26 protein-coding genes are annotated in these 25,269 nt (G+C 32.3%); 11 read left to right on the forward strand and 15 right to left on the reverse strand.

The features are described 5' to 3' along the window. The first annotated feature begins 21 nt into the window (after positions 1 to 21). Together CD035_RS05560 and CD035_RS05565 are read left to right on the forward strand one after the other, a co-directional pair. Positions 22 to 726: a DUF5694 domain-containing protein gene (locus CD035_RS05560; RefSeq protein ID WP_048541752.1), complete on the forward strand. Its 705-nt coding sequence runs from the start codon at positions 22 to 24 to the stop codon at positions 724 to 726. Between the two features lie 13 nt (positions 727 to 739). Continuing rightward, positions 740 to 1,768, forward strand: a complete 1,029-nt coding sequence (locus CD035_RS05565; protein WP_048541750.1) for a siderophore ABC transporter substrate-binding protein — start codon at positions 740 to 742, stop codon at positions 1,766 to 1,768. A 173-nt stretch (positions 1,769 to 1,941) separates the two neighbouring features. Here CD035_RS05565 and CD035_RS05570 read toward each other — a convergent pair whose 3' ends face one another. Continuing rightward, positions 1,942 to 2,376 (reverse strand): DUF3995 domain-containing protein, encoded by a 435-nt coding sequence (locus CD035_RS05570; protein WP_048541748.1) that lies wholly within the window; start codon positions 2,374 to 2,376, stop codon positions 1,942 to 1,944. 43 nt (positions 2,377 to 2,419) lie between these two features. Then, entirely contained in the window at positions 2,420 to 3,235 is an 816-nt protein-coding gene (locus CD035_RS05575; RefSeq protein ID WP_048541906.1) for a metallophosphoesterase, read from the reverse strand. A 110-nt stretch (positions 3,236 to 3,345) separates the two neighbouring features. Here CD035_RS05575 and CD035_RS05580 point away from each other — a divergent pair, with 110 nt between their 5' ends. The 3 genes from CD035_RS05580 to CD035_RS05590 all read left to right on the forward strand — a co-directional run bounded on the left by CD035_RS05580 (position 3,346) and on the right by CD035_RS05590 (position 6,157). After that, positions 3,346 to 4,131, forward strand: a complete 786-nt coding sequence (locus CD035_RS05580) for an arylamine N-acetyltransferase family protein (protein WP_048541745.1) — start codon at positions 3,346 to 3,348, stop codon at positions 4,129 to 4,131. Between the two features lie 10 nt (positions 4,132 to 4,141). Continuing rightward, entirely contained in the window at positions 4,142 to 4,579 is a 438-nt protein-coding gene (locus CD035_RS05585) for a MarR family winged helix-turn-helix transcriptional regulator (RefSeq protein ID WP_048541743.1), read from the forward strand. 177 nt (positions 4,580 to 4,756) lie between these two features. After that, positions 4,757 to 6,157: a DHA2 family efflux MFS transporter permease subunit gene (locus CD035_RS05590; RefSeq protein ID WP_103354207.1), complete on the forward strand. Its 1,401-nt coding sequence runs from the start codon at positions 4,757 to 4,759 to the stop codon at positions 6,155 to 6,157. Between the two features lie 48 nt (positions 6,158 to 6,205). Here CD035_RS05590 and CD035_RS05595 read toward each other — a convergent pair whose 3' ends face one another. From CD035_RS05595 to CD035_RS05625, 7 genes are all read right to left on the reverse strand, one after another. Then, positions 6,206 to 7,624 carry an MFS transporter gene (locus CD035_RS05595; protein WP_048541739.1) on the reverse strand — a complete coding sequence of 473 codons (1,419 nt, stop codon included), beginning with the start codon at positions 7,622 to 7,624 and terminating at the stop codon, positions 6,206 to 6,208. A gap of 235 nt (positions 7,625 to 7,859) precedes the next feature. Beyond that, entirely contained in the window at positions 7,860 to 8,210 is a 351-nt protein-coding gene (locus tag CD035_RS05600; RefSeq protein ID WP_048541737.1) for a PTS glucitol/sorbitol transporter subunit IIA, read from the reverse strand. 18 nt (positions 8,211 to 8,228) lie between these two features. Then, positions 8,229 to 9,239, reverse strand: coding sequence for a PTS glucitol/sorbitol transporter subunit IIB (gene srlE / locus CD035_RS05605; protein WP_048541735.1), 1,011 nt, complete (start codon positions 9,237 to 9,239; stop codon positions 8,229 to 8,231). 11 nt (positions 9,240 to 9,250) lie between these two features. Then, on the reverse strand, positions 9,251 to 9,802 hold the full coding sequence (srlA, locus tag CD035_RS05610; protein ID WP_025905738.1) for a PTS glucitol/sorbitol transporter subunit IIC: 552 nt from the start codon (positions 9,800 to 9,802) through the stop codon (positions 9,251 to 9,253). Further along, positions 9,790 to 10,260, reverse strand: a complete 471-nt coding sequence (locus CD035_RS05615; RefSeq protein WP_048541733.1) for a transcriptional regulator GutM — start codon at positions 10,258 to 10,260, stop codon at positions 9,790 to 9,792. Before CD035_RS05615 ends, srlA begins: the two co-directional genes overlap by 13 nt. Before the next feature lie 2 nt (positions 10,261 to 10,262). Next, a complete protein-coding gene (locus CD035_RS05620) occupies positions 10,263 to 12,146 on the reverse strand; it encodes a BglG family transcription antiterminator (RefSeq protein WP_048541731.1) in 1,884 nt (627 codons plus the stop codon). A gap of 27 nt (positions 12,147 to 12,173) precedes the next feature. Continuing rightward, entirely contained in the window at positions 12,174 to 12,971 is a 798-nt protein-coding gene (locus CD035_RS05625) for an SDR family oxidoreductase (protein WP_048541729.1), read from the reverse strand. Between the two features lie 197 nt (positions 12,972 to 13,168). Between CD035_RS05625 and merA the strand changes: the two genes are divergently transcribed. Both merA and CD035_RS05635 read left to right on the forward strand, forming a co-directional pair. Further along, positions 13,169 to 14,491 carry a hypothiocyanous acid reductase MerA gene (gene merA / locus CD035_RS05630; protein ID WP_048541727.1) on the forward strand — a complete coding sequence of 441 codons (1,323 nt, stop codon included), beginning with the start codon at positions 13,169 to 13,171 and terminating at the stop codon, positions 14,489 to 14,491. An 84-nt stretch (positions 14,492 to 14,575) separates the two neighbouring features. Next, positions 14,576 to 15,142 carry an ATP-dependent Clp protease proteolytic subunit gene (locus CD035_RS05635; RefSeq protein WP_048541725.1) on the forward strand — a complete coding sequence of 189 codons (567 nt, stop codon included), beginning with the start codon at positions 14,576 to 14,578 and terminating at the stop codon, positions 15,140 to 15,142. A gap of 205 nt (positions 15,143 to 15,347) precedes the next feature. Here CD035_RS05635 and CD035_RS05640 read toward each other — a convergent pair whose 3' ends face one another. After that, positions 15,348 to 15,962, reverse strand: coding sequence for a TetR/AcrR family transcriptional regulator (locus tag CD035_RS05640; RefSeq protein ID WP_048541723.1), 615 nt, complete (start codon positions 15,960 to 15,962; stop codon positions 15,348 to 15,350). Between the two features lie 159 nt (positions 15,963 to 16,121). Here CD035_RS05640 and CD035_RS05645 point away from each other — a divergent pair, with 159 nt between their 5' ends. After that, entirely contained in the window at positions 16,122 to 17,417 is a 1,296-nt protein-coding gene (locus tag CD035_RS05645) for a YhgE/Pip domain-containing protein (protein ID WP_048541721.1), read from the forward strand. 184 nt (positions 17,418 to 17,601) lie between these two features. On the opposite strand, the gene mhqD is transcribed toward CD035_RS05645, so the two are convergent. From mhqD to CD035_RS05665, 4 genes are all read right to left on the reverse strand, one after another. Next, positions 17,602 to 18,192: a methylhydroquinone degradation carboxylesterase MhqD gene (gene mhqD, locus CD035_RS05650; RefSeq protein WP_048541719.1), complete on the reverse strand. Its 591-nt coding sequence runs from the start codon at positions 18,190 to 18,192 to the stop codon at positions 17,602 to 17,604. A 20-nt stretch (positions 18,193 to 18,212) separates the two neighbouring features. Continuing rightward, positions 18,213 to 18,818 carry a flavin reductase family protein gene (locus tag CD035_RS05655; RefSeq protein ID WP_048541717.1) on the reverse strand — a complete coding sequence of 202 codons (606 nt, stop codon included), beginning with the start codon at positions 18,816 to 18,818 and terminating at the stop codon, positions 18,213 to 18,215. 20 nt (positions 18,819 to 18,838) lie between these two features. After that, positions 18,839 to 19,801 (reverse strand): ring-cleaving dioxygenase MhqE, encoded by a 963-nt coding sequence (gene mhqE / locus CD035_RS05660; protein WP_048541715.1) that lies wholly within the window; start codon positions 19,799 to 19,801, stop codon positions 18,839 to 18,841. A gap of 72 nt (positions 19,802 to 19,873) precedes the next feature. Then, complete coding sequence (locus tag CD035_RS05665; RefSeq protein WP_048541713.1) at positions 19,874 to 20,305, reverse strand: MarR family winged helix-turn-helix transcriptional regulator; 432 nt, start codon at positions 20,303 to 20,305, stop codon at positions 19,874 to 19,876. A 217-nt stretch (positions 20,306 to 20,522) separates the two neighbouring features. Between CD035_RS05665 and CD035_RS05670 the strand changes: the two genes are divergently transcribed. Together CD035_RS05670 and CD035_RS05675 are read left to right on the forward strand one after the other, a co-directional pair. Further along, on the forward strand, positions 20,523 to 21,428 hold the full coding sequence (locus tag CD035_RS05670; RefSeq protein WP_048541711.1) for a PLP-dependent cysteine synthase family protein: 906 nt from the start codon (positions 20,523 to 20,525) through the stop codon (positions 21,426 to 21,428). Next, positions 21,421 to 22,563, forward strand: a complete 1,143-nt coding sequence (locus CD035_RS05675; protein WP_037589358.1) for an aminotransferase class I/II-fold pyridoxal phosphate-dependent enzyme — start codon at positions 21,421 to 21,423, stop codon at positions 22,561 to 22,563. The genes CD035_RS05670 and CD035_RS05675 overlap by 8 nt, the downstream gene beginning before the upstream one ends. Positions 22,564 to 23,097: 534 nt before the next feature. Here CD035_RS05675 and norA read toward each other — a convergent pair. Beyond that, on the reverse strand, positions 23,098 to 24,243 hold the full coding sequence (norA, locus tag CD035_RS05680; RefSeq protein WP_048541708.1) for a multidrug efflux MFS transporter NorA: 1,146 nt from the start codon (positions 24,241 to 24,243) through the stop codon (positions 23,098 to 23,100). 153 nt (positions 24,244 to 24,396) lie between these two features. On the opposite strand from norA, the gene CD035_RS05685 reads away from it, so the two are divergent. Continuing rightward, positions 24,397 to 25,212, forward strand: coding sequence for a MerR family transcriptional regulator (locus CD035_RS05685; RefSeq protein ID WP_048541707.1), 816 nt, complete (start codon positions 24,397 to 24,399; stop codon positions 25,210 to 25,212). The last annotated feature ends 57 nt before the right edge of the window (positions 25,213 to 25,269 follow it).

The following is a 25,269-nucleotide window of genomic DNA, read 5'->3' on the forward strand; positions in this document are numbered from 1 at the left end:
ATCAATTAAGGAGGTGTCAAATTGGCACAAAGAGAAATTTGCATTATTGGTACACCACATATTCGGTTAGACCAAAGCAATCAATATTTTTTAGAATCCTATCAACGTTACATAGAAGATGCTAACGTCATTTTGAATAAATTACAGCAATACAATCCAGATTTAATCGCTATTGAATGGGATATTAAAAATAAAGGACAATTGCTTAAAGACTTTAATCTACTATCTCGTAAACAATTGCCGCTTCAACTAAACGAACATCATTTTTTAGCGATACCACTCGCATTGAAATTAAAATTACCAACTGTTATACCAATCGACAACAATCAAATGCAAACACGTAAAATTCGTGCAGCCTTTGCAGATGAATACCTTGAAAATGATAACCCTATAATATACCAACTTTTAAACGAGGCAAAACAAAGTCATCAAAATAAAAAGGCACAAGATTTATCATTATATGAACAATTAACTGAATATCATGATACAGTCATTCCTTTAGAACAAGTTTTTGCCATTCGTTCACTTGCAGATAGTCCTGGTATAGCCTTTTCCCTCGAATGGTCAGAACGTAATCAATTTATGGCAAATCACATTATGAAAAATGCGCTCAACCATGATAAAACGGTTGTCTTTACAGGAATGAGTCATGTCAGAATTTTAAAATTCATGATAGAATCAACAGGTTTATTTAAAGTCGTTCCATCAATAAATATATTAAAATAAAGGAGCATACATAATGAAGAAGTTACTTTTACTAATGGTCATCACACTTTTATTAGCAGCATGTGGTCAAACAAAAGGAACAAGTGATTCAAACAGTAAGAAAGAAACGGTCACAGTTACTCAAAAATATGAATTACGTGGTAAATACAAAGACGGAAGAGATGCAGAACAAAAAGAGGAAAAAGTCAAAGTCACAAAAGATCCTAAAAAAGTCGTCACATTTGATTACGGTGCAACAGATATCATAAAAGCACTCGGTAAAGAAAATAATGTAGCCGGTATTTCAATAGGTTCAAGTGACTCAATGTTGCCTAAAGAATTAAAATCATTTACGAAAGATAAATATACAAATGTAGGTGAATTAGGAAAACCGAATTTTGAAAAAATAGCTGAAATCGACCCAGATTTAATTATCTTTTCAAATCGTACAGCAAGTAGCGAAACATTAAAAGAATTTAAGAAAGCTGCCCCTAACGCATCATTACTTTATATAGGGTCAGATGATAATGCTGTCATAAAATCAGTATCAGATAATACGACGAAACTCGGCAAAATTTTTGGAGAAGAAAAGAAAGCTAAAGAACTTACAGATCAACTAAAAAACGAAGAACAAAAAGCGAAGAAATCAGTTAAAAATATAGATAACAGTGTCATGCTACTGCTTACAAGTCAAGGTGAATTATCTACTTACGGACCAGGTGGAAGATTCGGTGGTCTACTCTACGATCAACTTGGATTTAAACCAGCAGATAAGAAAGTCAAACCAAATCCACACGGCCAACCCGTCAGCTTTGAATATGTCGCTTCAAAAAATCCAGAAGTCATATTCTCAATGGATAGAGACAAAGCAACAGACGGAAAAGGAACAAGTAAGAAAGTACTAGGAAACGACGTACTTAAAGACGTAGATGCCGTAAAAAATAATCAAATCATAAACTTAGACGCAAAATCATGGTACTTCTCATCAGGTGGTATTAAATCCACTACGAAACAAATACAAGAAATACAACAAATCGCGAAAAAATTACAAGAGCAGAAATAATAAGTATGGATGGTGGTGTTCAGGTTGTGGCTAACTATCATTATTCTGAATTCTGGTAATTAGATGGTTGCTCTCTTACGGACATTTCTCAGAATTCTGTCCCTAACAACATTCAAACATCATCATCTTATACGACAAAAAACGCCACTAGCTCCTGCCAGTGGCGTTTTCCTTTATCTATTCTGTTTCACTTTCATAACATATCCGAACAATCCGATTCCCCACAATAAAAATAATGGATCCCACACGAATGCTTGTCCAAAGGTTGTAAAATAGTTATGGTTCTCGATTATTTCACACATCTTTAATATGCCAATAATCATGTTTAATCCGCCATATATCATGAGAAAAATACTTCCAATTAAAGATATGATATATATTTTCTTATCAAAATGATTTGTTAATGTTAATGGCACGATGGTCGCTAAAAATTTAAATACCCCTATTATCAACAGCGCGATGTTAATCCATATGCCAAACTGTGCACTTAATGTAAAGACCCATGATCCAACTGTTATGAGACCCGCTTCTCCACCAAGTCCCCAATACAATGAAAATAGCGCATGCACACTACCTGCTATGATAAATAATGATATATACTTTTTCATTTAATCACCTATTATAATCATAAATTTTCTTCGATATATGTTTTTATATTTCGATAACTTGTATTGTATTTTTAATTTCAGTTGCTAAATCAGTCGTTCGCCACTCTCTTTGATATCCGAGACATGGACATATATATTGAATACCACTTTCTTCTATTATATTACGGAAATGCACATGACCCATAATGCTGTATTTGATCGGATAAACTTCATAAAATTTATCAAAGTCTGATGTACCTATAAATGCATTAAAATAATCAAAAATTCTATGTGGCATTGGGACTGCAAATTTTCGATTGGTCACAATATGCGTCATTAATATAATATTTTTATCTTTTACCTGTTCTAAATCATTTTTTACGGATTCTGCAGCTAATCGAGACATTTCTAAGTCTGATTTTCCCCAATCGATATGTTCTTTATCTAACCATGTAGAGCCGTAATATTTTCTCCGTTCTAGCCTTTCCATACTAAATTTATTTTGATCTGCAAAGCTATAATCATACCAACCACTATGTCCGACAATCGCCCAATCTTCATTCACAATGTATGGATTTGCTATAATACTTTCAGGTTGTGCTTTATAATATTCAAAAATTTCATATGAACTTTTTTCTTCTTGATCTTTTTTCCAATAATCATGATTGCCAGGTATAAACAGCACTTCAACTTTAGAATGACGCTTAACATTTTGAACAAACTGCATCGTCTGTAAATAATGATTTGAAACATCACCCGCTATTAATAAAAGGTCTAAATTCAAATGTGTAATTTCATGAGCTAAAATATACTCAAAATCTTGAGGATAATAATCTTTACTTCTATCTATATGCAAATCTGAAATGGTACCAATTCTCATATGCATGACCTAGCTTTCTTTAAAATAACGTTGTATATCAATTTTATATTAACATATTCTATCCATGTATCCTTTATAATAGAATTATGTTTTAAATAGGAGGTTATTAGTTGAATATTTTACAATTTGAAGACTACTTAAAAATAGACACGGAATTTTTTAATCAAGCTGATTTACGCACTTTGAACCACTATATCGAAAGATTTATGTACACTGTACCTTTTGAAAATATTAGCGTTCAAAATAAAGAACCGATATCAGTAAATGTTGATGATTTATTTAACAAAATTGTTCATCGCCACCGTGGCGGATTTTGTTATGAATTAAATACGATTTTTCAATATTATTTAAAAGAAAAGGGATTTAAGGTTGATCGTGTATCAGGAACAATTCATACACCAGATGACAATTGGAGTAGAGACGGTTCACATATGTCGACAATCGTACATTTAGATCAACCTTATATTGCAGACGTAGGATTTGGTGATTTACCAACAAAAGCTATTCCAATCTCTGATCCAGATAATATTCAAGTCATTGATGATGTTAATGGTCATTATCGTGCTATTTTAAACGAAGATAGTGTCATTCACCTTCAAAAACAGTTAGATGACCAATCATGGCGCACATCTTATTTAACAAATGAAATCGGTAGACCTTGGGACTTCTTTATAGAACATTTAGATTATAATGAACACAATCCTGATTCAATATTCGTTCAGAAGCTTATTATTACAATGGCCACAGAATATGGTAGAGTTAGCATGTCTTCTGATCATTTAACCATTACGTCTCAAAATCATAAACAAAAAGAAAGCTTCAAACGTGATCAATATAAAGCCATATTAAAAAAATATTTCGGAATAGTTGAGTCAATTCATACGTTGGAAAGTTGAGGTTTTAAGTGTGATATCAAATAGTGAATTACAAGAACTAGATTTATTTGATTTAATTAGTGAACGTCACGGACTTGTACGTTCAAAAATAGAAAATATGTGGAACGAAACACATGACATGCATATTTCCGGATCTGAATGGTACATTATGGCTAAAATTTATAAACATAAAAGAACGATGGCATATATTAACAAACACGTTAATATCTCTAGACAAGCTGTTCATAAATTTGTAAAACAATTAAACGACAAAGGCCTTGTCGATATACATGATGTTGAAGGCAACAAGAAAGAAAAGTCCATACAATTAACCGCTCTTGGAGAATCTTGTTATCTTGAAAGTAAACAACATAAAGCGTTGTTAGAACAGCAAATTTTAGAAACAATTGGTGAAGATAACGTTCATAAATTAATAGAAATTATGAAAATGGATTGGAAAATAGAATAACTTTTTGTAAACCTAGTTGACAATATAACAAAATTTCTGCTAAAGTAAATGAGTTATTATTTTAATAATAATACTATTAATTCAAACTATGCTTTTGCTAGTTGCATACGCTCTCAGCAAAATATTAATACACATTAATCGTGTATTCACTAGTAGAAGGAGATTAAATAATTTATGATCAAAGCAGAAGTAGAAGTTAAAAGTCCAAAAGCAATGGCCTTAATATTAATGTTAGGTGCATTTATAGGCTTATTTGGAGAAACAGCATTAAACATGGGTTTAACAAATGTTATGGAAGATTATCATATAAGTGCACCATTAGCTCAATGGTTAACAACTGGTTATCTATTAGTCCTTGCTATACTAGTACCAATTTCCGCGTATTTAACACGTTGGTTTACAACACGTCAGCTTGTTTTAGGTGGATTTATTATTTCATTGATTGGTACTTTGTTTGCAGCCTATTCACCTATCTTTGCCATATTGATGATTGGGCGACTCATTCAAGCTATTGGAACAGGTATTATCCTTCCTGTTATGATGACCGTTATGCTCACAATATTCCCAATCAATAAACGTGGTATCGTAATGGGTATAATGGGGTTAGTTATTACGCTAGCACCAGCTATCGGACCAACGCTTTCTGGGATTATTATTTCAACATTAAGTTGGCATTTTATTTTTTGGTTTAGCGCATTATTTTATATCATTTTATCCATTTTCGCATACACTAAAATTAATAATGTCTCAGAAATTACGAAACCAAAAATCGACTTTATCTCTATCATTTTATCTACCTTTGGATTTGCAGGATTAATTTACGCATTAAGTACGATGGCAGAAGTTTCAATCAGTTCTCCTGTCATATGGTTACCACTTATCGTTGCGATAATAGCGTTAATACTTTTCTGTATGAGACAATTAAATATGAAAGAACCTATGTTAAATCTATCGGTCTTTAAACATCCAATGTTTACGTTAGGTGTCATAATGATTTTCTTATTAATGTTGGTTATATTATCAACAGCTATTTTATTACCTATTTATTTAAAAGGCAGCCTACTTTTATCAGCTGCACTTGCTGGTTTAGTTCTATTACCAGGAAATGCAACAAACTTTGTATTATCTCCAATTATCGGAACAATGTTTGATAAATACGGCGCAAGATATTTTGGTATATCTGGATTTTTATTAATATTAATTTCGAGTATTGGATTTACAATCGTACTCTCATCATCAACACCTGTCTGGGTAATCATTTGCTTATTCATCGTCCTATTTCTAGGTGTAACGATGGTTATGATGCCCGCTCAAACGAATGGTCTTAACCAACTACCGCCAAACTTGTACGCAGATGGTTCAGCCGCTATGAATACATTAATGCAAGTTGCAGGTTCTGCTGGTACCGCACTAGCTATAACACTGTATACTATCGGACAACAACAAGTAACAGGTAGCTCAAGTGATTTAAATGGAAGAGAAATAATCGCACATGCTGTACAATTTGTATTTTATTTTATAAGTACAGTTGCAGCATTAGGACTCATCACATCATTATTTGTTAAAAGCAAACATTAAAAAAAGCCGCAGACGTCATAAACGTCTTCGGCTTTCTTAATATCTATCTTAATCTGCTTTTACTTTACCTTTTTGTAATTCTTGTTCTGTCCACCATAATGCATCTTCAGGATTTTTAACGACATGTTCGTAATCTTTTTTAGAAGATACTGTTGGATATGATCCTTTTAATGCTTTGCCTGATGTTGTTTCAAATAGGAATAGTATCGTTACAAATCCTATAACACTTACAGCTGTTAAATAATAAGCTGGTGCTAATGGATTTTGTGTGACATGCACTAACCATGTTGAAACTAATGGTGTTGTACCACCAAATATTGAAACAGATACATTAAATGTAACGGCTAATGTACGGTAACGAACATCTGTATAGAAAATACTTGGTAATAAACTTGGCATTGCACCTTCATATGTTGATAAGAAGAAGCCAAGAATAAAGATACCTAATGAAATAAACATTAATTGGTTAAGTCCTATGAAATAGAACCCTAGCATTGAAAATGCTGTTAAACCAAATGTACCGAATAACACAACTTTTTTGTTACCGATTTTGTCACTTAAACGACCAAATATAAATGCTAATGGCACCATAATAACCATAACACTTGTAATAAGGATGGTACTAACTGTTGTTGAAATACCAATTACTTCGTCCAAGTATGACGGCATATATGAAAGTAACATGTAGTTTGTAATATTAAAGAACGCAACTGCTATAAAGCAAACGATAATATCTTTTTTGTGATTTTGAATAATTGAAATGAATGGTTCTGGTTTTTCATCATTATCAGAAATATCATTTTCAAAAATTGGTGTTTCATCTAAATGTCTTCTTAAATAAAGTCCAACTAAACCAAGTGGTGCACCTAGAATGAATGGAATTCTCCAACCCCATGCTTGCATTTGTGCATCTGATAAACCAATAAATAATCCACTTGCTAATAACGAAGCTAAAATATAGCCACCTAAAGTACCAATTTCTAATCCACTACCTAAAGCACTTCTTCTATTGTCTGGAGAAGATTCTGCAATATATACCATTGCACCTGCATATTCCCCACCAGTTGAGAACCCTTGAATAATTCTCGCTATTAGTAATAAGACTGGTGCCCAAATACCTATTTGATCATAAGTAGGCAATAATCCAATTAATAACGTTGAAGCTGCCATCAATACGATAGTAGTTGTAAGAACAGTTTTTCGGCCAAGTTTATCTCCGATTCTACCAAATATAATACCACCAAGAGGTCTCATTAAGAACGCAATCGCAAATGTAGCGAAAGTAAAGACTAATTTCAGTTCATCATTTTCAACTGATGTAAAGAAATTCTTACTAATGATAATTGCTAAATAAGAATAAAGACCAAAGTCAAACCATTCCATAGCATTACCAATACCTGTAGCATAAACACTTTTTTTAGTTTGTTTCATATCTACAACATTTATTTTATTCTTGTTGAATTTCATGTTTTTATAAACACCCTTTCAATATAGTTATGTATACTACCATATTGAAAAATAAGCACAACTGTAATTTTACACTTTGTTGAGCGTTCACTTTTGTGAAAACCACCACAAACACATAAGTTTAGTAGCCTTATAAGTGGTCGACCAATTTTGTAATATTACTCATATTTCTTGGATGATTTTATAAAAAAACAGAAAAAAACTTATTTCAAAGCTTTTTTCTGTTCAAGTTATTTTACATGATTTCAATCTTTGAACCGACTTGAAGTGAAACAAGTGATTTGTCTTCTAAATATAATGATCCAGATTGTTCTGCATTTGTACTTCCATCAAATTTTAAAGTAATATGCCCTAAATCATTTAAATTTTTATTTACTGCAGAACCGACTTTTGTAATTCCATATTCTGTTCCATCAATTACTAATTTGTTTGATTCAGTAATCTCATTTTCAACTCGATTAATATCAATAATGTAACAAAAATCTACTAATTCATCTGGTGCGTTATCACCGAATAATATAATCATCTTTTCTGCTTCAAATGCATTAGCATCTTTTCCTATTTTTTTAATCTCTGTTTGATACATATCATTTACTCTCCTTAATTATTTATATAAACCGAAGCTTGCTAACCAGGCGACGAACACCCTAGGTACACCGTTTAAGAACCTTGAATATAGAACAGATGGCACACCAACTTCAATCGTTTTAGTTTCTGCTTCTGCTAAACCTAAACCAACCGGAATAAAGTCTGCAGCATTTTGTGTATTTATTGCAAATAATGCTGGTAATGCTAAATGAGGAGGAATGTTACCTTTACCAATTTCAACACCAATAAGTGTTCCTAATACTTGGCCGATAACGCCACCAGGTCCTAATAATGGACTTAAGAATGGCAATGAACATATAAGCCCAATAGCTAATAATCCCCAAATATTACCTGCTAATGGTGACATAAATTTAGCAAATAAATCACCAATTCCTGATCCTTGAATAATACCAATTAGCAATGCAACAAATCCCATAAATGGAATGATTGTATGCAACATCGTTTCTACTGCATCACGAGCAGCTTGGTAGAAAGTATTGATTACTTTACCTGCACCTAAACCTATTTTAGTTAAAAGTGATTTATTCTCTTGCTCTGCTCTTGTTTCCATAATTTTTTTATTCTTAGAATAAGTCGATTTTTCTTCTGAAGTATCTGCAGAATTGTTAGAGTCAGTATCATTACCAGTAGAATTATTTTCTCCAGCTACTGTCACTTGATCAACATCGACATTAGAAACATAAATTTCTTCAGTAATATATTGTCTTAATGGACCACTTTTACCAGTTGCCATTATATTTATTGTAGGGATACCTTTTTGAGGATATATACCACATCTCAAAGTTCCACCACAATCAATAACAGCAACCATGATTTCATCTTCAGGTACTGATGTTTCAAAACCATTAACTGGTGTTCCTCCAGTTATTTCACAAATTTTATCAACGATATCTGGTTTATGACCGCCAGTAACATACATAACTTTATCTTTTTTACCTTCAATACCTATTTCTAATGGTCCACCAAATCCACCTGAACCTTTTACAACTTTAGCTTTTTGACTCATTTTATGTCACCTCACCCTTCAAGTTTAACTTCAGTACTTAATTTAACTTTTTGTTGTTTCTCAACATAACTTGTTGTAAAGTCCGTTACCCATCCACCAATAAAGTTCATAACAAGACCAACTAGTAAATATCTAACTGCTAAATCTGTCATTGGTAATCCCAATTGTTGAATACCATTTGCAATCCCCATAAAAATAAATAACTCTGCTGGGTTTATATGTGGGAAAATACCATTACTTGTATGTGCAAATTGTGCAGCTGAAGCAAAATAACTTGGTTTATATTTTTCAGGCATAAATCTACCGAGCGAATGTACCATTGGATTTGCTAACATAAACGATCCTAGGAATGGTAATACCAAATATCTTAATAATGGGTTTTTAGATGATTTTTGAGCAATAATATTAATGCGGTGCTCCCCGATTAATTGAATTAAAGTATTCATTGCAATTAATAACATCAGAACGAGTGGTACAATTGTTGTCATCCAGTCTATAAATGTATCTGCACCTGTTTGAAATAACTTAATAAATCCTTCAGCTAACTTAACTATGAAGTCCATGTTGATTTACTCCCTTCTTTTTTAAACATTCCATTTATTTTTTTAACTGCCTTTATTATTGGAGATGGAATCTTCTCAATTTCTCCTCCTGATTGAATGACGTTAAATGTATGTTGTGCGTCCAATATTGCTTTAATTAACAACTTGTTATATTTTTTCAAGTCTGAATCTCTTAATTTATTGATTTTATAACCATCTAAACCTTTTAATTTTTTAAATTTAGAAAATACGGTTACCCCTTGCATATATCTCGCTTCTTCTATTTCATTTCGATTATTTATTTGTAGTAAAACGAGTGTCCCAGCTTTTAAAATTGCTGGTCTTCTACCTATTGCTACACGCCCTTTTTCACGCATATTTGTATAATGCTTTGTAAAATTTTTAATTTGAAGTAGTCCTAATAAATACTGAATTACAAATCCAACAGCTAACATGATAATCAATATAATAAAAAACATAACTAACCTCCGATTTCTTTATTTAGTATATGTGCAAGCGATATATAATCCGTATCACGATTGATTTTTTCAATGATATAACTGTTAGCTGTAATTGCTAATATTTCTTCATATAACCGAATTAGTACCGCTTCATTACCTTCATTTTCTGGTGTTGCTACCATTACAATAATTTTTACATTTTCATAATCTAATAGAGGTTCATCTAATATACAAAACTTCACCCATATATCATTTAGACTGTGGCTAGTATGAGGGAAGCCTAATAAACCAGTAATAGTAGATTTATTATCTTCTCTTTCTAGGATTCTATTCGAAAAGCTAGAATCTACTTTCTCTTCATCAATCATTTCAAGTGATAAATAGCGAATGACATCTTTGTAGTTCATTCTTTTACTAATATGATAAACATCAGACTCGTTTATAAAATCAACTAAAATACTATTATTAAATAATTGGCGATTATTAACATCTTTATATATTAGAAACTGCTCTATCTTAAGTTTCAAAGCTTGCTCATCTAAAATATTATCTACATAAATAATTTTATTGAATAATCTATTACTTTTTATTGTTGAAACTACTAAATCAAATTGATCTATATCATTCAATTGAATTTGATTTTCATTTATTACTTTCACTTGAATATCTTTACCAAAGATTCTTTCTAATTGCACTGTGACCAATTTTCCACTACTTAATCCCTGGTCTGTTATAAACGCAATCGTCTTTATTTCTTTTAACTTTTGTTCTAATTGCTGCAAGTAAACACTAAAATAAATTGATAAAAATCCAAGTTCATTTAAAGGAACTTCTATATCTAATTCTTTTTCAATATTTTCTGCAAGTACCTTTGATAATTCATAAGCAAATGGATATCTCTTTTTAATCTCATCTATTAAATCATTATGAATATTAATTTCGAATATGAGTCTATTAATAAGATATTTGATATGGAGTTTTATATCATTACTGAACAGTTGCTCATCTATTTTTATAGTGTAGTAAAAGTTAATGTCTTTAATAGTATTTTCAATAATACTATTAAGTATTGTCTGATCTTGTTCATTTATCATTTCATCAATAATTGAAGCTCTCCTACCTATAATTTGAAAAACGATTAGTAAAATTTCTAAATTTGGAAATACAACTTCATAATGCTTCTCAATATAATCCTTTATATCACTAACAACTTTGAAGTCTTCCGAATCATAAACTCTCTCGTCTATTTGAACATTTTGTTGAATATTAAATCCTTCGTCTAACCTAGTTAATATGACCTGTGTAGAAAGTCTTAATCTTCTATAACTAGTAGCGTCTAAGTTAAACTTCTCTTGAATATTTTTTAATATTTCATTTATACGTTCTGGTAAAATAGTACTTTTGTATTGATTTGGAAAACATTCAATCAATACTTTCCTTATTTCAATTTCAGTACCTTCGATTCTGAGTCCTACATTTTGAGTACCTTTAATTTCAACTTTGTAATTTTTTAATATATTTTTTATTTCTATCAAAGTATTATTAACGATACTTTTACTCAAATATAGCTCTTCAGCAATATCATCGATTGTGCAAATACCATTATTCAATAAATAATTAAAAACACTTTCCTCTCTAGCTTCTACTTCATGAATGCTTTTATTTATATTATTTTTTAGTTTTTGTAAAATATTAAAGAATACTGATTCATCTAATACAATCATCGATATTTCATGGTGATCTTTAATAATACTAATTGAGCCACCAAAATGTGTAAGTAATTGATTAATATAGTTAGATAAGGTTCTTTGAGATATAGAAAGTTGGTGGGCAAGTTTATCAGTTGATATATGTTCTTTCTGCAATACTTCTATTACTAATAAATGTTTTTTATTCAATAACATAACTTCCCCACCTTTCTATCTCTTAATTTAACCTCTTGATTTACCACCAGAAATGTTAATTGTTGTTCCCGTAATATAGCTCGATTTATCTGAGCTTAAATAACAAACTAAATCAGCTACTTCTTTTAATTCTCCAACTCTTCTTAATGGTATAGATTTTGAATAATCACCATTAAGCTTATCGACAGTTGTATTTCTACTATAAGCTAATGCTTCCTCATATTGTTTAGTTCGTAATCCAGTTTCTTCTAATATTCCTGGAGCAATTGCTACAACTTTAATATTATATTTACCTAATTCTTTAGCCCAACTTCTTGTAAATCCGATTAATGCGGCTTTTGTAGCAGAATATATACTTTGACCTTCTGAGCCTTCTTGACCAGCTTCACTCGCAATATTAACAATAATACCTTTATTATTTTTGACGAATTGTCTACCTACTTCTTGGCTAAATAATATGGGTCCTTTTAAATTCACACCAAACATTAAATCTAAATCTTTCATATTTATTTCGTATTCTGGTTTTTCACCTTTAACATCCACTAATAATCTAGGTAAGTTTATGCCTGCATTATTAACGAGTACATCAATTTGAGATTGCTCTTCTAAAATTTGACTAACTGTACTTTGAACCGCTTCTTCATCTGTAACATCCGTTTGAATAAAATAATAATGTTCATTATCAATTGGATTATCTTTTAAATCTACATTATATACAATTGCACCATTTTCTAATAGAGAATTCACAATCTGTCTACCGATTCCAGATGTTCCACCTGTAACAATTATGACTTTACGTTCTATCTCTAACCAATTATTAGACATATCTTTTGCCTCCTATGTAATTTGTAAATTCATTATAGTATTAAACGCTTTCATAATTAATTTGGATTTTTATGCATAAATTTGAAAACGTTAAAATAATAAAAGTTTTGTTATCTCATATTGAAGCATCTTACACAGATTTACATTCCTAAAAGCGTTATACTAAATATAAATCATCACAAATGGAGGTTTTGTAAATGAAACGATTTGATATGTTGATTATTGGTTTTGGTAAGGCTGGTAAGACGCTTGCTAAAGATTTTGCAGGGCAAGGTCAGAAGGTCGCGGTTATTGAGCAGGATTCAAATATGTATGGTGGTACGTGTATCAATGTTGGTTGTATTCCTAGTAAGACATTACTCCACGAGAGCCTGGAACATCATTCGTTTTCTGAAGCGATGAATCGTAAGAAAGATGTCGTTGCTGCTTTAAATAAGAAGAATTTTAACAATCTTAATTCTGATGACAATATCGAAGTGTACACTTATAAAGCACATTTTAAAGATAACCATACGGTATTACTTTTAAATGAATCTAATGAAACAGTTGAAACGATTCAAGCGGATAAGATTATCATTAATACGGGTACGCGTTCAAATATTCCAGAAATAGAAGGTATTGAGACTACTGAAAATATTTATGATTCTAAAGGCATAATGTCATTAGATCACTTACCTGAAACACTTGTCATTATTGGTGCTGGTTATATTGCATTAGAATTTGCGACAATCTTTTCAAAATTGGGCAGTAAAATTAAAATCGTCCATCCTCGTAAGCATGTATTAGTAACTGAAGATAAAGATATTGCTTCTCTTATTTATGATGAAATCATTAGTCAGGATATTGAATTTATTGACGAAGCTGAAGTAACAGCCTTCTCTACTAAAGATAATCGTCCCATCGTGCATACTTCTCAAGGTGATATAACAGGTGACGCGGTATTACTTGCGACTGGTCGTGTGCCTAATACTGATTTAGCTTTAGAAAATACAGATATCGAACTTGGAGATAAAGGTGAAATTAAAGTTAATGAGTATCTACAAACTTCTGTAGACCATATTTATGCTGTCGGAGATGTTAAAGGCGGTCCTCAATTTACTTATATTTCATTAGACGATTACCGTATTGTTAAAGACCATTTAGTTGGCAAACAGCACCGCACAACTGAAAATAGAGGATATGTACCTTACACAGTATTTTTAGATCCTCCACTTTCAAGAATTGGCTATACTGCAAGTAAAGCTAAGAAAAATGGTCACAATATTTTAGAAGGTCAAATTGAAGTGAAGAATATCCCTCGCCATAAAATTAATCATGATGACAGAGGTTTATTTAAAGTTGTTATAGATGCTGATAGTAAACTCATTTTAGGTGCAAGTCTTTATGGTAAAGAATCTGAAGAATTGATTAACATTCTGAAACTTGCAATGGATCAACAAATTCCATATACCGTTTTAAGAGATAACATATATACGCACCCTACAATGGCTGAATCATTTAACGATTTACTTAATATTTAAATTTAGTCAAAATAGGTCAAATTATTTGAAATCAAAATCGCACTCGTTCACAATAGTATTATCAATCATTATAGGAGTGATTTCATGTCTGAAGAAAAACATAACGAAAAAGATATACTTACTGAAAAGTTATTAGAAACACGTACTGTTATTATTACCGGGGAAATCAATGATAAAGTGGCAAAAGAAGTCGGTAATCAACTATTACTATTAGAAGCAATGAGTGATGAACCTATCAATCTATTTATTTCAAGCCAAGGCGGTCATGTAGATTCAGGTTATTACATTCATGATATGATTAATTTCGTTAAACCAGAAGTTAATATTATCGGTTCTGGTTGGGTAGTAAGTGCAGGTGTTATTATTTATTTAGCTGGCAAAAAAGAAAATCGCTACAGTCTACCTAATACAAGATTCATGATTCATCAGCCTTCTGGCGGTGTACAAGGTCAATCTGTTGAAATGGAAATCACAGCTAAAGAAATTATTCGTACAAGACATAAAATTAATGAACTAATCGCAAGAGAAACTGGCCAAGATATTGAAAAAGTAGAAAAAGACACTGGCCGTGACTACTGGTTAAGCACACAAGAAGCAAAAGACTATGGATTTATTAATAAAATTATTAAATCTCGCGATGAAATAAAATAAAGTAATATGAAAGGCAGGGGTTGCGTTAGTTGCCCCTGCCTTTTCTATATTTATATAATGTGAATGGATTGTATTGAGTGGATGACTGTGCGATATGTCTCTATTTTATAGCATAGCGCACGATATCTCAGTCTTCGTGCCCACAATCCAGTAGATTCTCTACCATCTCCCGATTATATTCATCTCATGATTATTTTCTTCTATATTACTTAATATTCTCATCTATCATACGTTTCATAATAGACAATGGTCCTGTTGATGCGATTGTTGAGACATAATTTACGAGTTCTTCTACGGATACGCGATTTTCATCTGATACCCAATATTTGATCATCGACATCATTGAACCTACTACATAACTTAAGTAATAATTTTCTGGAATGCCAAATACATCATCTTTATCACCTATTAAATGCTTAATATTACTTCTCACAATTTCTGCTAATTGTTCTTCGATTTGACTTTTACGTTCTAAGTTGAGAATCACTTGATAAAATTCTATATTATGCTCAATATGTGTAATGACTTTTTTAATGATTATATTCGCAAAGTCATGAATAAAACGGTCACTCGTCTTAGTAGATAAATCCATCTTTCTAATATCTACAAATCCTTTAATTTCCTCTATTTGTTCATTTTCCATTTCATCTAACAATGCATATTTATCTTCATAATTTAAATAAAAAGTTCCTCTATTAACATCTGCTAAATCTGAAATTTGTTGTATCGTAATACGATCAAGGTTATTTTCTTTTAATAACTGGATAAATGCTTTTTTAATTGCTCTTTTACTTTTTCTTACGCGTCGATCTTCTGCCATTTTTAACCATTCTCCTTATTTTAATGAACAATTTACATGTATTTGTTGATTAATAAACGTATCGTAAGCAATTGACGATTGTAAATATCTTAAATTCTATTATAATAAACAACGTTATTAATAATCAACACAATGTTCATTAATCAAGGAGGAAAAAATATGAATATTTTCAAAAAGAAACTTTTTTGGATGACACCTATTTTAGTAATCGTCATACTATTATTATTAGCGATCGCTTTTATTCCAGCATATAATCCAGAACCTAAATCAGTACCAATTGCAATTGTGAATCAAGATAAGGGTACAACAATGCAAGACAAAGATGTCAATATCGGGAAAACTTTTGCAGATAAAATTAAAGACAATAAAGATTTATCAGACAAAGTTGAATGGGTAGATGTAGATAGTAAGAAAGATTTAAAACAAGGCTTCAAAGACAACAAATATTATGGGGCATTAATTTTAGATGAAAATCTTTCAAAAGATTCTATGAGTAAAGTTCAAAAGACTGTTCAAGACGCAAAAATTAAAGAAATGCAGTCACAAATGAAAGAAAAAATTGAAAGTGGACAAATTCCACCTGAACAAGCTAAAAAAATGCAAGAACAAAACAAAGTTGAACCTGTTAAAGTTAAACAAGGGCAAGTTGAGATTATCGTTAACGAAGGTGCAAGCATGCAAGGTGCACAACTCGCGAATACAATGTTAACGACTATCGGCGATCAACTAAATACACAAATTTCTAAACAAGGTATTCAAACTTTAGATAAAATGGATGTCGACGTTTCAGCTTCAGATATTCAAGGTATCACAAATCCAATTAAAGTGGATAAAACAAACATGAACGCTGTTAAATCACATCAAGCTAACGGAAACTTACCACTCTTAATGTTCACACCAGTATGGTTAGCATCATTAGTTGGCTCAGTTGTTCTATTCTTCTCATTCAGAACAAGTAATAATATCACAATTAAAGACCGAATTATCGCTTCACTTGGCCAATTAGGCGGCGCTATTGTTACAGCATTAATCGGTGGATTTGGATATATTTACTTTATGACGCACGTATTAGATGTAACAATTCATGAACCAACTAAAATCGGTTTATATATTTCAATCGCGATCCTTGCTTTCATCAGTCTAATCTTAGGATTTATGACATGGTTGGGTGTCAAAGCTATTCCATTATTTATGGTATTGTTATTCTTTAGTATGCAACTCATTATGTTACCAACACAAATGTTGCCACAATTTTATCAAGACTATATGATTGGATGGAATCCATTTAGACATTATGCAGAAACATTAAGAGGACTATTGTATTTACACCACGATATCGAACTTAATAGTACAATGTGGATGTTTATAGGCTTTATCATCTTCGGTGGTGTATCAGCTATATCAGCAGCTATTATTAGAAAACATAGCGAAAAAAGAACAGAAGTACCATCATAAAAAAATCTCATGTGACTGAATCATTCAGTGCCACATGAGATTTTTTTTATGTTATTTTTTCTCTTTGAATCCTTGCGATTTTGCGTGCTAACGATCTTGTTTTCTACTCTTGATCGTTAGCCACTCCCTACTACTACTCCCCCTCACACAAGAAAAGACCAGCTCGGTTGAGCTGGTCTTCTTTTTATAATATTTCTTTAGCTTTAAGTACCGCTTCTTGGGTAATTTCATGACTGTTAACCCATGCTTCTGTCACGGTTGCGTTGCGTTCTTTAAATATTTCTATCACGCGCTCGCTTTGTGCGTTTGTAACGATTGGATCTCTTGCCCCCATTGATAAAAAGACATTAAAATGAGATAAATCTTTATGATTATTTTCTAAATCTAATGGATAAAGTGGTGCAAAGAGTAATGCTTTTTGAAATGGTGTTTGTTCTCTTAATATGAGATTAATCGCCATATTAGAACCATTAGAGAATCCAACTGGAATAACATCTTCTAAGTTAAAGCCATATTCTTTAGATGATGCTTCTATAAATTGATACAGTTCTTGTCCTCTATATTCTAAATCTTCTAAGTCATATTGCCCTTCTCCGAGTCTTTTGAAATATCTAGCCATACCATTTTCAGATACTTCACCTTTAACACTCAAAATACTATAAGTCGGGTCAAGCATTTCTGCTAATGGTAATAAATCTCTTTCATCTCCACCTGTTCCGTGAAGTAATAGAAATACTGGTGTACCTTGTGCACCTTGTTTAAATATATGTTTCATATTTACTATCTCCCATCATATTATGGTCTTTCGATTGTGAATGTGTGTCCGATTTCTGCATAATCATTCCCGGCAAGTCTACTTACCGCATTGAGCTCTTCTTTATTAATATAGCCATCATTATAGATACGCTCGTCAAAATGATAATACTTCACTTCTAGCAATAATAAATCTGAAATAGGTTGTCCGTCTTTTTCAATTACAATATCATCATATAGAACCGCTTCAAATCGAACTTTACTTTGCTTTAAGCCTTTCACAGAAACTTCAACTGAATCTACTGTTTCAAAATTCGTACGTTCGAGTTCACTCTCTTCATGACTGAGTAGAGCTGCAGTTTGATTGGCATCACGCACATTATCTGTATCTACAATATGCACGACCGCTTCTTTATTCTGAACGATATTTCGTGCAGTATCTTTCATTTCACCATTCACTCTTTGTACTGCAACGGAAAGAATCGGTGGGTCTGAAGATACAACATTGAAAAAGCTAAACGGCGCTATATTCAATACGTTATCATCTGATTCTGTCGTTACTAATGCAATTGGTCTAGGAATAATAGATCCTATTAACAATTTATAGTTTTCTTTTTGCGATAAGACTTCTGGTCGTATCTCCTTCATCTTAGCCACACCTTTTCTTATTAATGTTTTCTACTAGTATCAAAAGCTTTAATTTCAGATTCAATGTAGTCACGTTTTGCTTCTAAGAATGGTGGTAATGCAAGACTTTCACCTAATGTTTCATAAGGTTCATCTCCCATAAATCCTGGACCATCAGTTGATACTTCAATAAGAATATGACCGATTCTTGCATATAGCGCTTCAAAATAATATCTATCGACATTACCTGAGTTACCAATACGAAGTTCGTTATATTTTTCTTCCCATGCTTTAATCGCTTCATGGTCTTTCAATCTGAATGATACATGATGTACTTCACCGTAACCTTGTCTTGCTTCAGGACCTTGGTCGTCTTTTCTCAAAATAACTTGACCACCGTTACCGCCTTCACCAACTTCTAACAATGTTACGTTATCTTCTTCAATAATTGGTTTCATACCGTAAACTTGTTTCAGTACAGATTTGAAATCTTCATAATAGCTCACTGTAATTTCAATTGGTCCTAAACCATAAATCGCTTTATCTTCAGGTACTGGACCATTTTTCCAAGGAGTACCTGGTTTAACACCTTCATTTAATTCATCTGAAATTAATTGATATCTTTGGCCATCTTCTTCTTCAAAAGGTAATACCTTTTTACCGAATAGATCTTGGATACCATCATGTTTAACGCCAAATTCTTCAAAGCGATTTAAATAATATTCAAGCGCTGCATCGTTTGGCACTCTGAATGCTGCACGGCTAATTGAATTTGTACCACGACTACCTTTCGGGTTATTTGGAAAATCAAAGAATGTCATGTCTGTACCTGGAGACCCTTGATCATCTGCGAAAAATGTATGGTACGTATATATATCATCTTGGTTTACTGTTTTCTTAACTAAACGCATACCTAGTACTTGTGTGAAAAATTCATAGTTTCTTACTGCATCATTTGTCATTGCAGTTACGTGATGGATACCGATAAGTTCTGGTTTACTCATTATAGTTTCCTTCTTTCTTTATTTTTATTTCGAATTCGAAATAATAAGTTGTAAAAAAATTTGCGCTATCCCCTACTCAGTAGAATTTGCGCTTATTTTTTTAAGTGCTCTACGAAAAATCGCAAGCTCTTCGTCATCTAATATCGAAAATGCTTTTTCAATTGTTTCGGCATGTTGTGGAAAAATACGTTCCATCAATTCATGGCCACTTTCAGTCAGAACAGCATACATAATACGTTTATCTTGCTCATCTTGTCGACGTGTTACATATCCTTTCTTAACAAGTTGATCGATGACGTAAGTTGTACTGCTGCTTGCGATTAAAATGCGTTGTTTTACTTTTTGAATAGGCTGATCACCTTTATGATACAAAAGTTCCATTACAGCAAATTCAGTAATATTTAAACCGTAGTTTTTCATATCTTGTTTAACAATACGATCTAACGTATCATTTGTACGTTTTATACCTACTAGCGCTTTTAATGATTCTTTCGTTCTATCCATGTTCATCACCTATTCAAATATTATTTCGATTTCGAGATAACTATAACGCCCTTACTAATAAATGTCAATAGTTTTGAGTATAAAAAATATACTAACTTTGTTTTTATTATATTTTCAATATTCTAACAAATTTAATTTAGTTGATTTTTAATAATGTTTAACCTATAATTCTTATTGAAAAACTAAGGTATTTATTAATTTATATTGGGGTAATGGGATGAAAGCATTCGATTTAATCGGGAATACACCACTTGTCTTATTGGAACATTACAGTACAGACAACGTGAAAATATTTGCGAAATTAGAAAGTTATAACTTAGGTGGCAGCATTAAAGATCGACTAGGCAAGCACTTGATAGAACATGCACTAGCTGAAGGTAATATTCATTCTGGAGATACGATAGTTGAAGCCACTGCCGGTAACACAGGTATAGGACTTGCTATCGTAGCGAACCATTACAATATTAACTGCGTTATCTTTGCACCTGAAGGCTTTTCTGAAGAAAAAATGAATATCATGAAAGCTTTAGGGGCAGAAGTAAGAAGAACACCACGTTCTGAAGGTATGTTAGGTGCCCGTCAACAAGCACAGTCCTACGCTGAACAATACGGCGCTTATTATATCAATCAATTTGAAAATGAAGAGAATCCACAAGCATATATTCATACTTTAGCGACAGAAATTCTTGAACAATGTCCAGACATCACACATTTGATTGCTGGCGCTGGTTCTGGCGGAACTTTTACAGGAATAGCTTCAGTCATGAAAGAACATCAAGTACGTAATATCATTGTAGAACCTGAAGGAAGCATTCTTGCAGGTGGCGAAGCGCATGCTCACGATACTGAAGGTATTGGCGTTGAAAAGTGGCCACCATTTCTAAAGAGAGATATAATCGATGATATTAAAGTCATTTCGGATCGAGATGCATTTACAAATGTATCAGGTCTTGCACTAAATGAGGGTATTCTTGCTGGTAGTTCATCAGGCGCAGCATTACAGGCAGCAATAGACGTTTCAAAACAAATCGAACAAGGACATATCGTCGTCATTTTCCCTGATGGCAGTGATAGATATATGTCTAAAAATATATTTAATTATGGAGGAAAAGATTATGAATAAAAAAACATTACTCATCCATGGTGGTAAAACAACAGATGCATATACAGGTGCGGTAACAACACCAATTTATCAAACAAGTACTTATGAACAAGACGGAATCGGAAATTTAAGACAAGGTTATGAATATTCTAGAACAGCTAACCCTACTCGTACGGCATTAGAAACATTAATTGCGGATTTAGAACACGGTACAAATGGTTATGCTTTCGGTTCTGGTATGGCAGCAATCTCAGCAGTCATCATGTTATTAGACAAAGGTGACCATATTTTAATTAATTCAGATGTATACGGTGGTACTTACCGTGCATTAACAAAAGTATTCTCTCGCTTCGGTATTGAATTTGATTTTATCAATACAACGGATGTAAGCAATATCGAATCTTCTATTAAAGACACAACTAAAATGTTATTTATCGAAACACCATCAAATCCGTTACTTCAAGTAACAGATATTAAAGCAGCAAGTGACATTGCTAAAAAACATGACATGTTAACTGTTGTAGATAATACATTTATGACACCTTATTACCAAAATCCACTAGACCTAGGTGCTGATATTGTTCTTCACTCAGCTACTAAATACTTAGGTGGACATAGTGATGTTGTTTCAGGATTAGTCGTAACAGCAAACGAAAGCCTTGGAGAAAGAATTGGTTTCATCCAAAATTCAACTGGTGGTATTTTAGGGCCTCAAGATAGTTATTTATTAACACGTGGTATCAAAACATTAGGTTTAAGAGTAGAACAAATTAATAGAAACGTTAAAGAAGTCGTAGCATTATTAAACAAACATGAAAATGTTGTTAAAACAATTCATCCATTAAACGAAGACCATGTGAACCGTGATATTCACTTCGAACAAGCTTCAGGATACCCAGGTATCATTTCATTTGAAGTCGCTGATGTTGAAAAAGCAAAAGAAGTGATTAAACATACAAAATTATTCACATTAGCAGAAAGTTTAGGCGCAGTAGAAAGTTTAATTTCTGTACCAAGTCTTATGACACATGCATCAATACCGGCAGAAATTCGTCATAAAGAAGGTATCGCAGACGGCATGATCCGTTTATCTATCGGTATAGAAGATACTGAAGACTTAGTAGAAGACTTAAACCAAGCATTAAATCAAATATAATAAAAAGAAAGGCTGAGACAGCGGAAATTGACCGCTATCTCAGCCTTTTTTCATATTCGAGATGTGGTGAAAGCATGTATTTGGTGAGTGATGGAGGTATTTGAGGAAGCGTATGTTGCTTGTTTGGGTAGTCTTGCAATATTCGAGGTTCCAATGTTGCTAGTCACCCTCCACTTGCAATATTCGAGGTTCCTATTTATCTTGTTTGGTCAGTCTTGATAAATACAGCACTTCTATTTATCTTGTTTGGTCAATCTTGATAAATACAGCACTTCTATTTATCTTGTTTAGTCAGTCTTGATAAATACAATGCTTCTATTTATCTTGTTTAGTCAGTCTTGATAAATACAGCACTCCTATTTATCTTGTTTGGTCAGTCTTGATAAATACAGACCTCCTATTTATCTTGTCGACCCCATTTCTATAATTACAAACCTCTCTATCCATCACACCATCCCCAATACACTCCTCACCCCATTTACTTCTCCCAAAAAGAAAGTCAGGGACATCACGCGAGATGTCCCTGACTTTTTATTAGAATTTTAATTTATCTGGTCTATAGAATGCGATGATAATTGAAGCGATGATAAAGAATGCCATGGCAATAAATAACGGGAAGTCGATTTTAATATCGAATGCTGCTCCGGCTACTAATGGTCCTATCAAGTTACCAACACTTGTGGCTGCTGAGTTCAAGCCACCTGCTGTTCCTTGGTTATTACCTGCTAATTTAGAGAAATAGTTCGTCATAGATGGTCTGATCAAATCAAATCCTATAAATATTACGAAACTGACTAACATCACAGTAATATAGTGAGAAGCATATACAAAAGCTCCTAGAATTAACACTGAGTAGATTAATGAGAATAGCGTTAATTTAATTTCACCGATCTTACCGACAAGTTTCTCGAATAAGAATAATTGGAATATAACTCCTACTATTGCTCCGCCTGTAATCGCGATAGAAATATCTTTCGGTTCAAAGCCTACTTTCTCTGCTGTATATAATGAGAACATTGTTTCGGTAGATGCTAAACCGTAAGACAATATCAACATAATGATGACCGGTACGACAAACAATTTATATGGAAATGGCTCTTTGACTTTAGGACGTGCTGTTTCATTTGAATCATCGTCACTTGCTTCTTTTAAAAGGAATACTGAGAATAACAAAGCGATGATTCCAAGTGCACCAGCAAAATAAAAAGGCATTCTATGCGAAATTTCTGCTAAGAATCCTCCTACACCTGGTCCAACTATGAACCCTGTATTAATAACGGCTGACATATAACTAAAGTTCTTTGCTCTATTTTCTGAAGTTGATAAATCACCAATCATACCATTTACACCAGGCATGACAAACGCTGCACTAATGCCACCTAATACTCTTGAAACTAAAAGTATTGAAAATGTATTACCCATTGCGAAAATAAATTCTGAAATGGAGAATAACAGCAGGCCGATAATGATAATAATTTTTTTGCCAAACTTATCTGCAAATCGTCCTCCAAACGGTGAAGCGATCATTTGGAACATTGCAAATACTGCGACCAGCATGCCTAAATCACTTCCATTTAAATCTAAATCATGCAAAATTGTAGGTAAAACTGGTATGACAATACTAATACCTAAAAACATTAAAAATATATTAAAATATAAAACGTTTAACTTATTATTCATTTTAGACCTCCTTCTTCATTACTTTTATAAATATTAAGTGATTTTCACTATATTCTAATCTATTTATTTTGATTTGCATAACATAATGCAATCTTTAATATATACAATTTATAGTGTATAGTAACTATACAGTCAATAGGAGGAACTTAATTTATGCAAAAAATTAATCAAATACCTATAAGTGAGTTTGCAAGCTTAACAAATGTTAGCCGTCAGACACTCATATACTATGATAAAATCAATCTTTTTAAACCAGATTATAAAAATGAAATTGGGTACCGATATTACTCCATTAAACAAATTGAACTTATAAGTGTGATTACTTTATTGAAAGAACTCGGCATGCCACTGAAAGAAATTAAAGAATACACACAAAATAAATCACCTGAGCACTTTTTAAATTTGATGACACAACAGAAGAAAACGATCCAAGAGCAGAAGAAACATTTAGAATACAATGAAATGATTATTGATAGTAAGATTCAACTCATCAGAGACGCAATGGAAACATCCTTTGATCAAATTGAAATTGAAGAATATGATGAAATGACTTTCTATATCAGTGACAACATCGCGAATGCTTCAGAACTCGATTTCTTAATTTCGATTAACCAGTTTATTGATGAGCTGAAATCACACGAAATTTTTTCTAGTCAGCCAATTGGTGTCGTAACGCATAAAAATGATATTTTAAGTGGTAATTATTATCATTATAGTTACCTTTACGTGAATATCCCAAATTCTAAAAAGCACTACAAAAATACCGTTACGTTAAAAGGTAAATATTTAGTCGGTTATTATATAGGCATTGATGAACATGTTGAAGAAGCGTACAACAAAATGTTAAATAAAATCGGTGAATTGAATTTAACAATGGGTGAATATGTATATGAAGAATATGTATTTGATTCAGTTATTAAAAATAATGAGAATGAATATATCACTAAAATTATGATTGAAATCATATAAAAAGGGAGCGGGACAGAAATCTAATTTGTAAAAAAAGATTTCGTAGTCCCGCCCCGG

This window comes from Mammaliicoccus sciuri (genome assembly GCF_002901825.1).
In the GTDB taxonomy this organism is placed as follows: domain Bacteria; phylum Bacillota; class Bacilli; order Staphylococcales; family Staphylococcaceae; genus Mammaliicoccus; species Mammaliicoccus sciuri.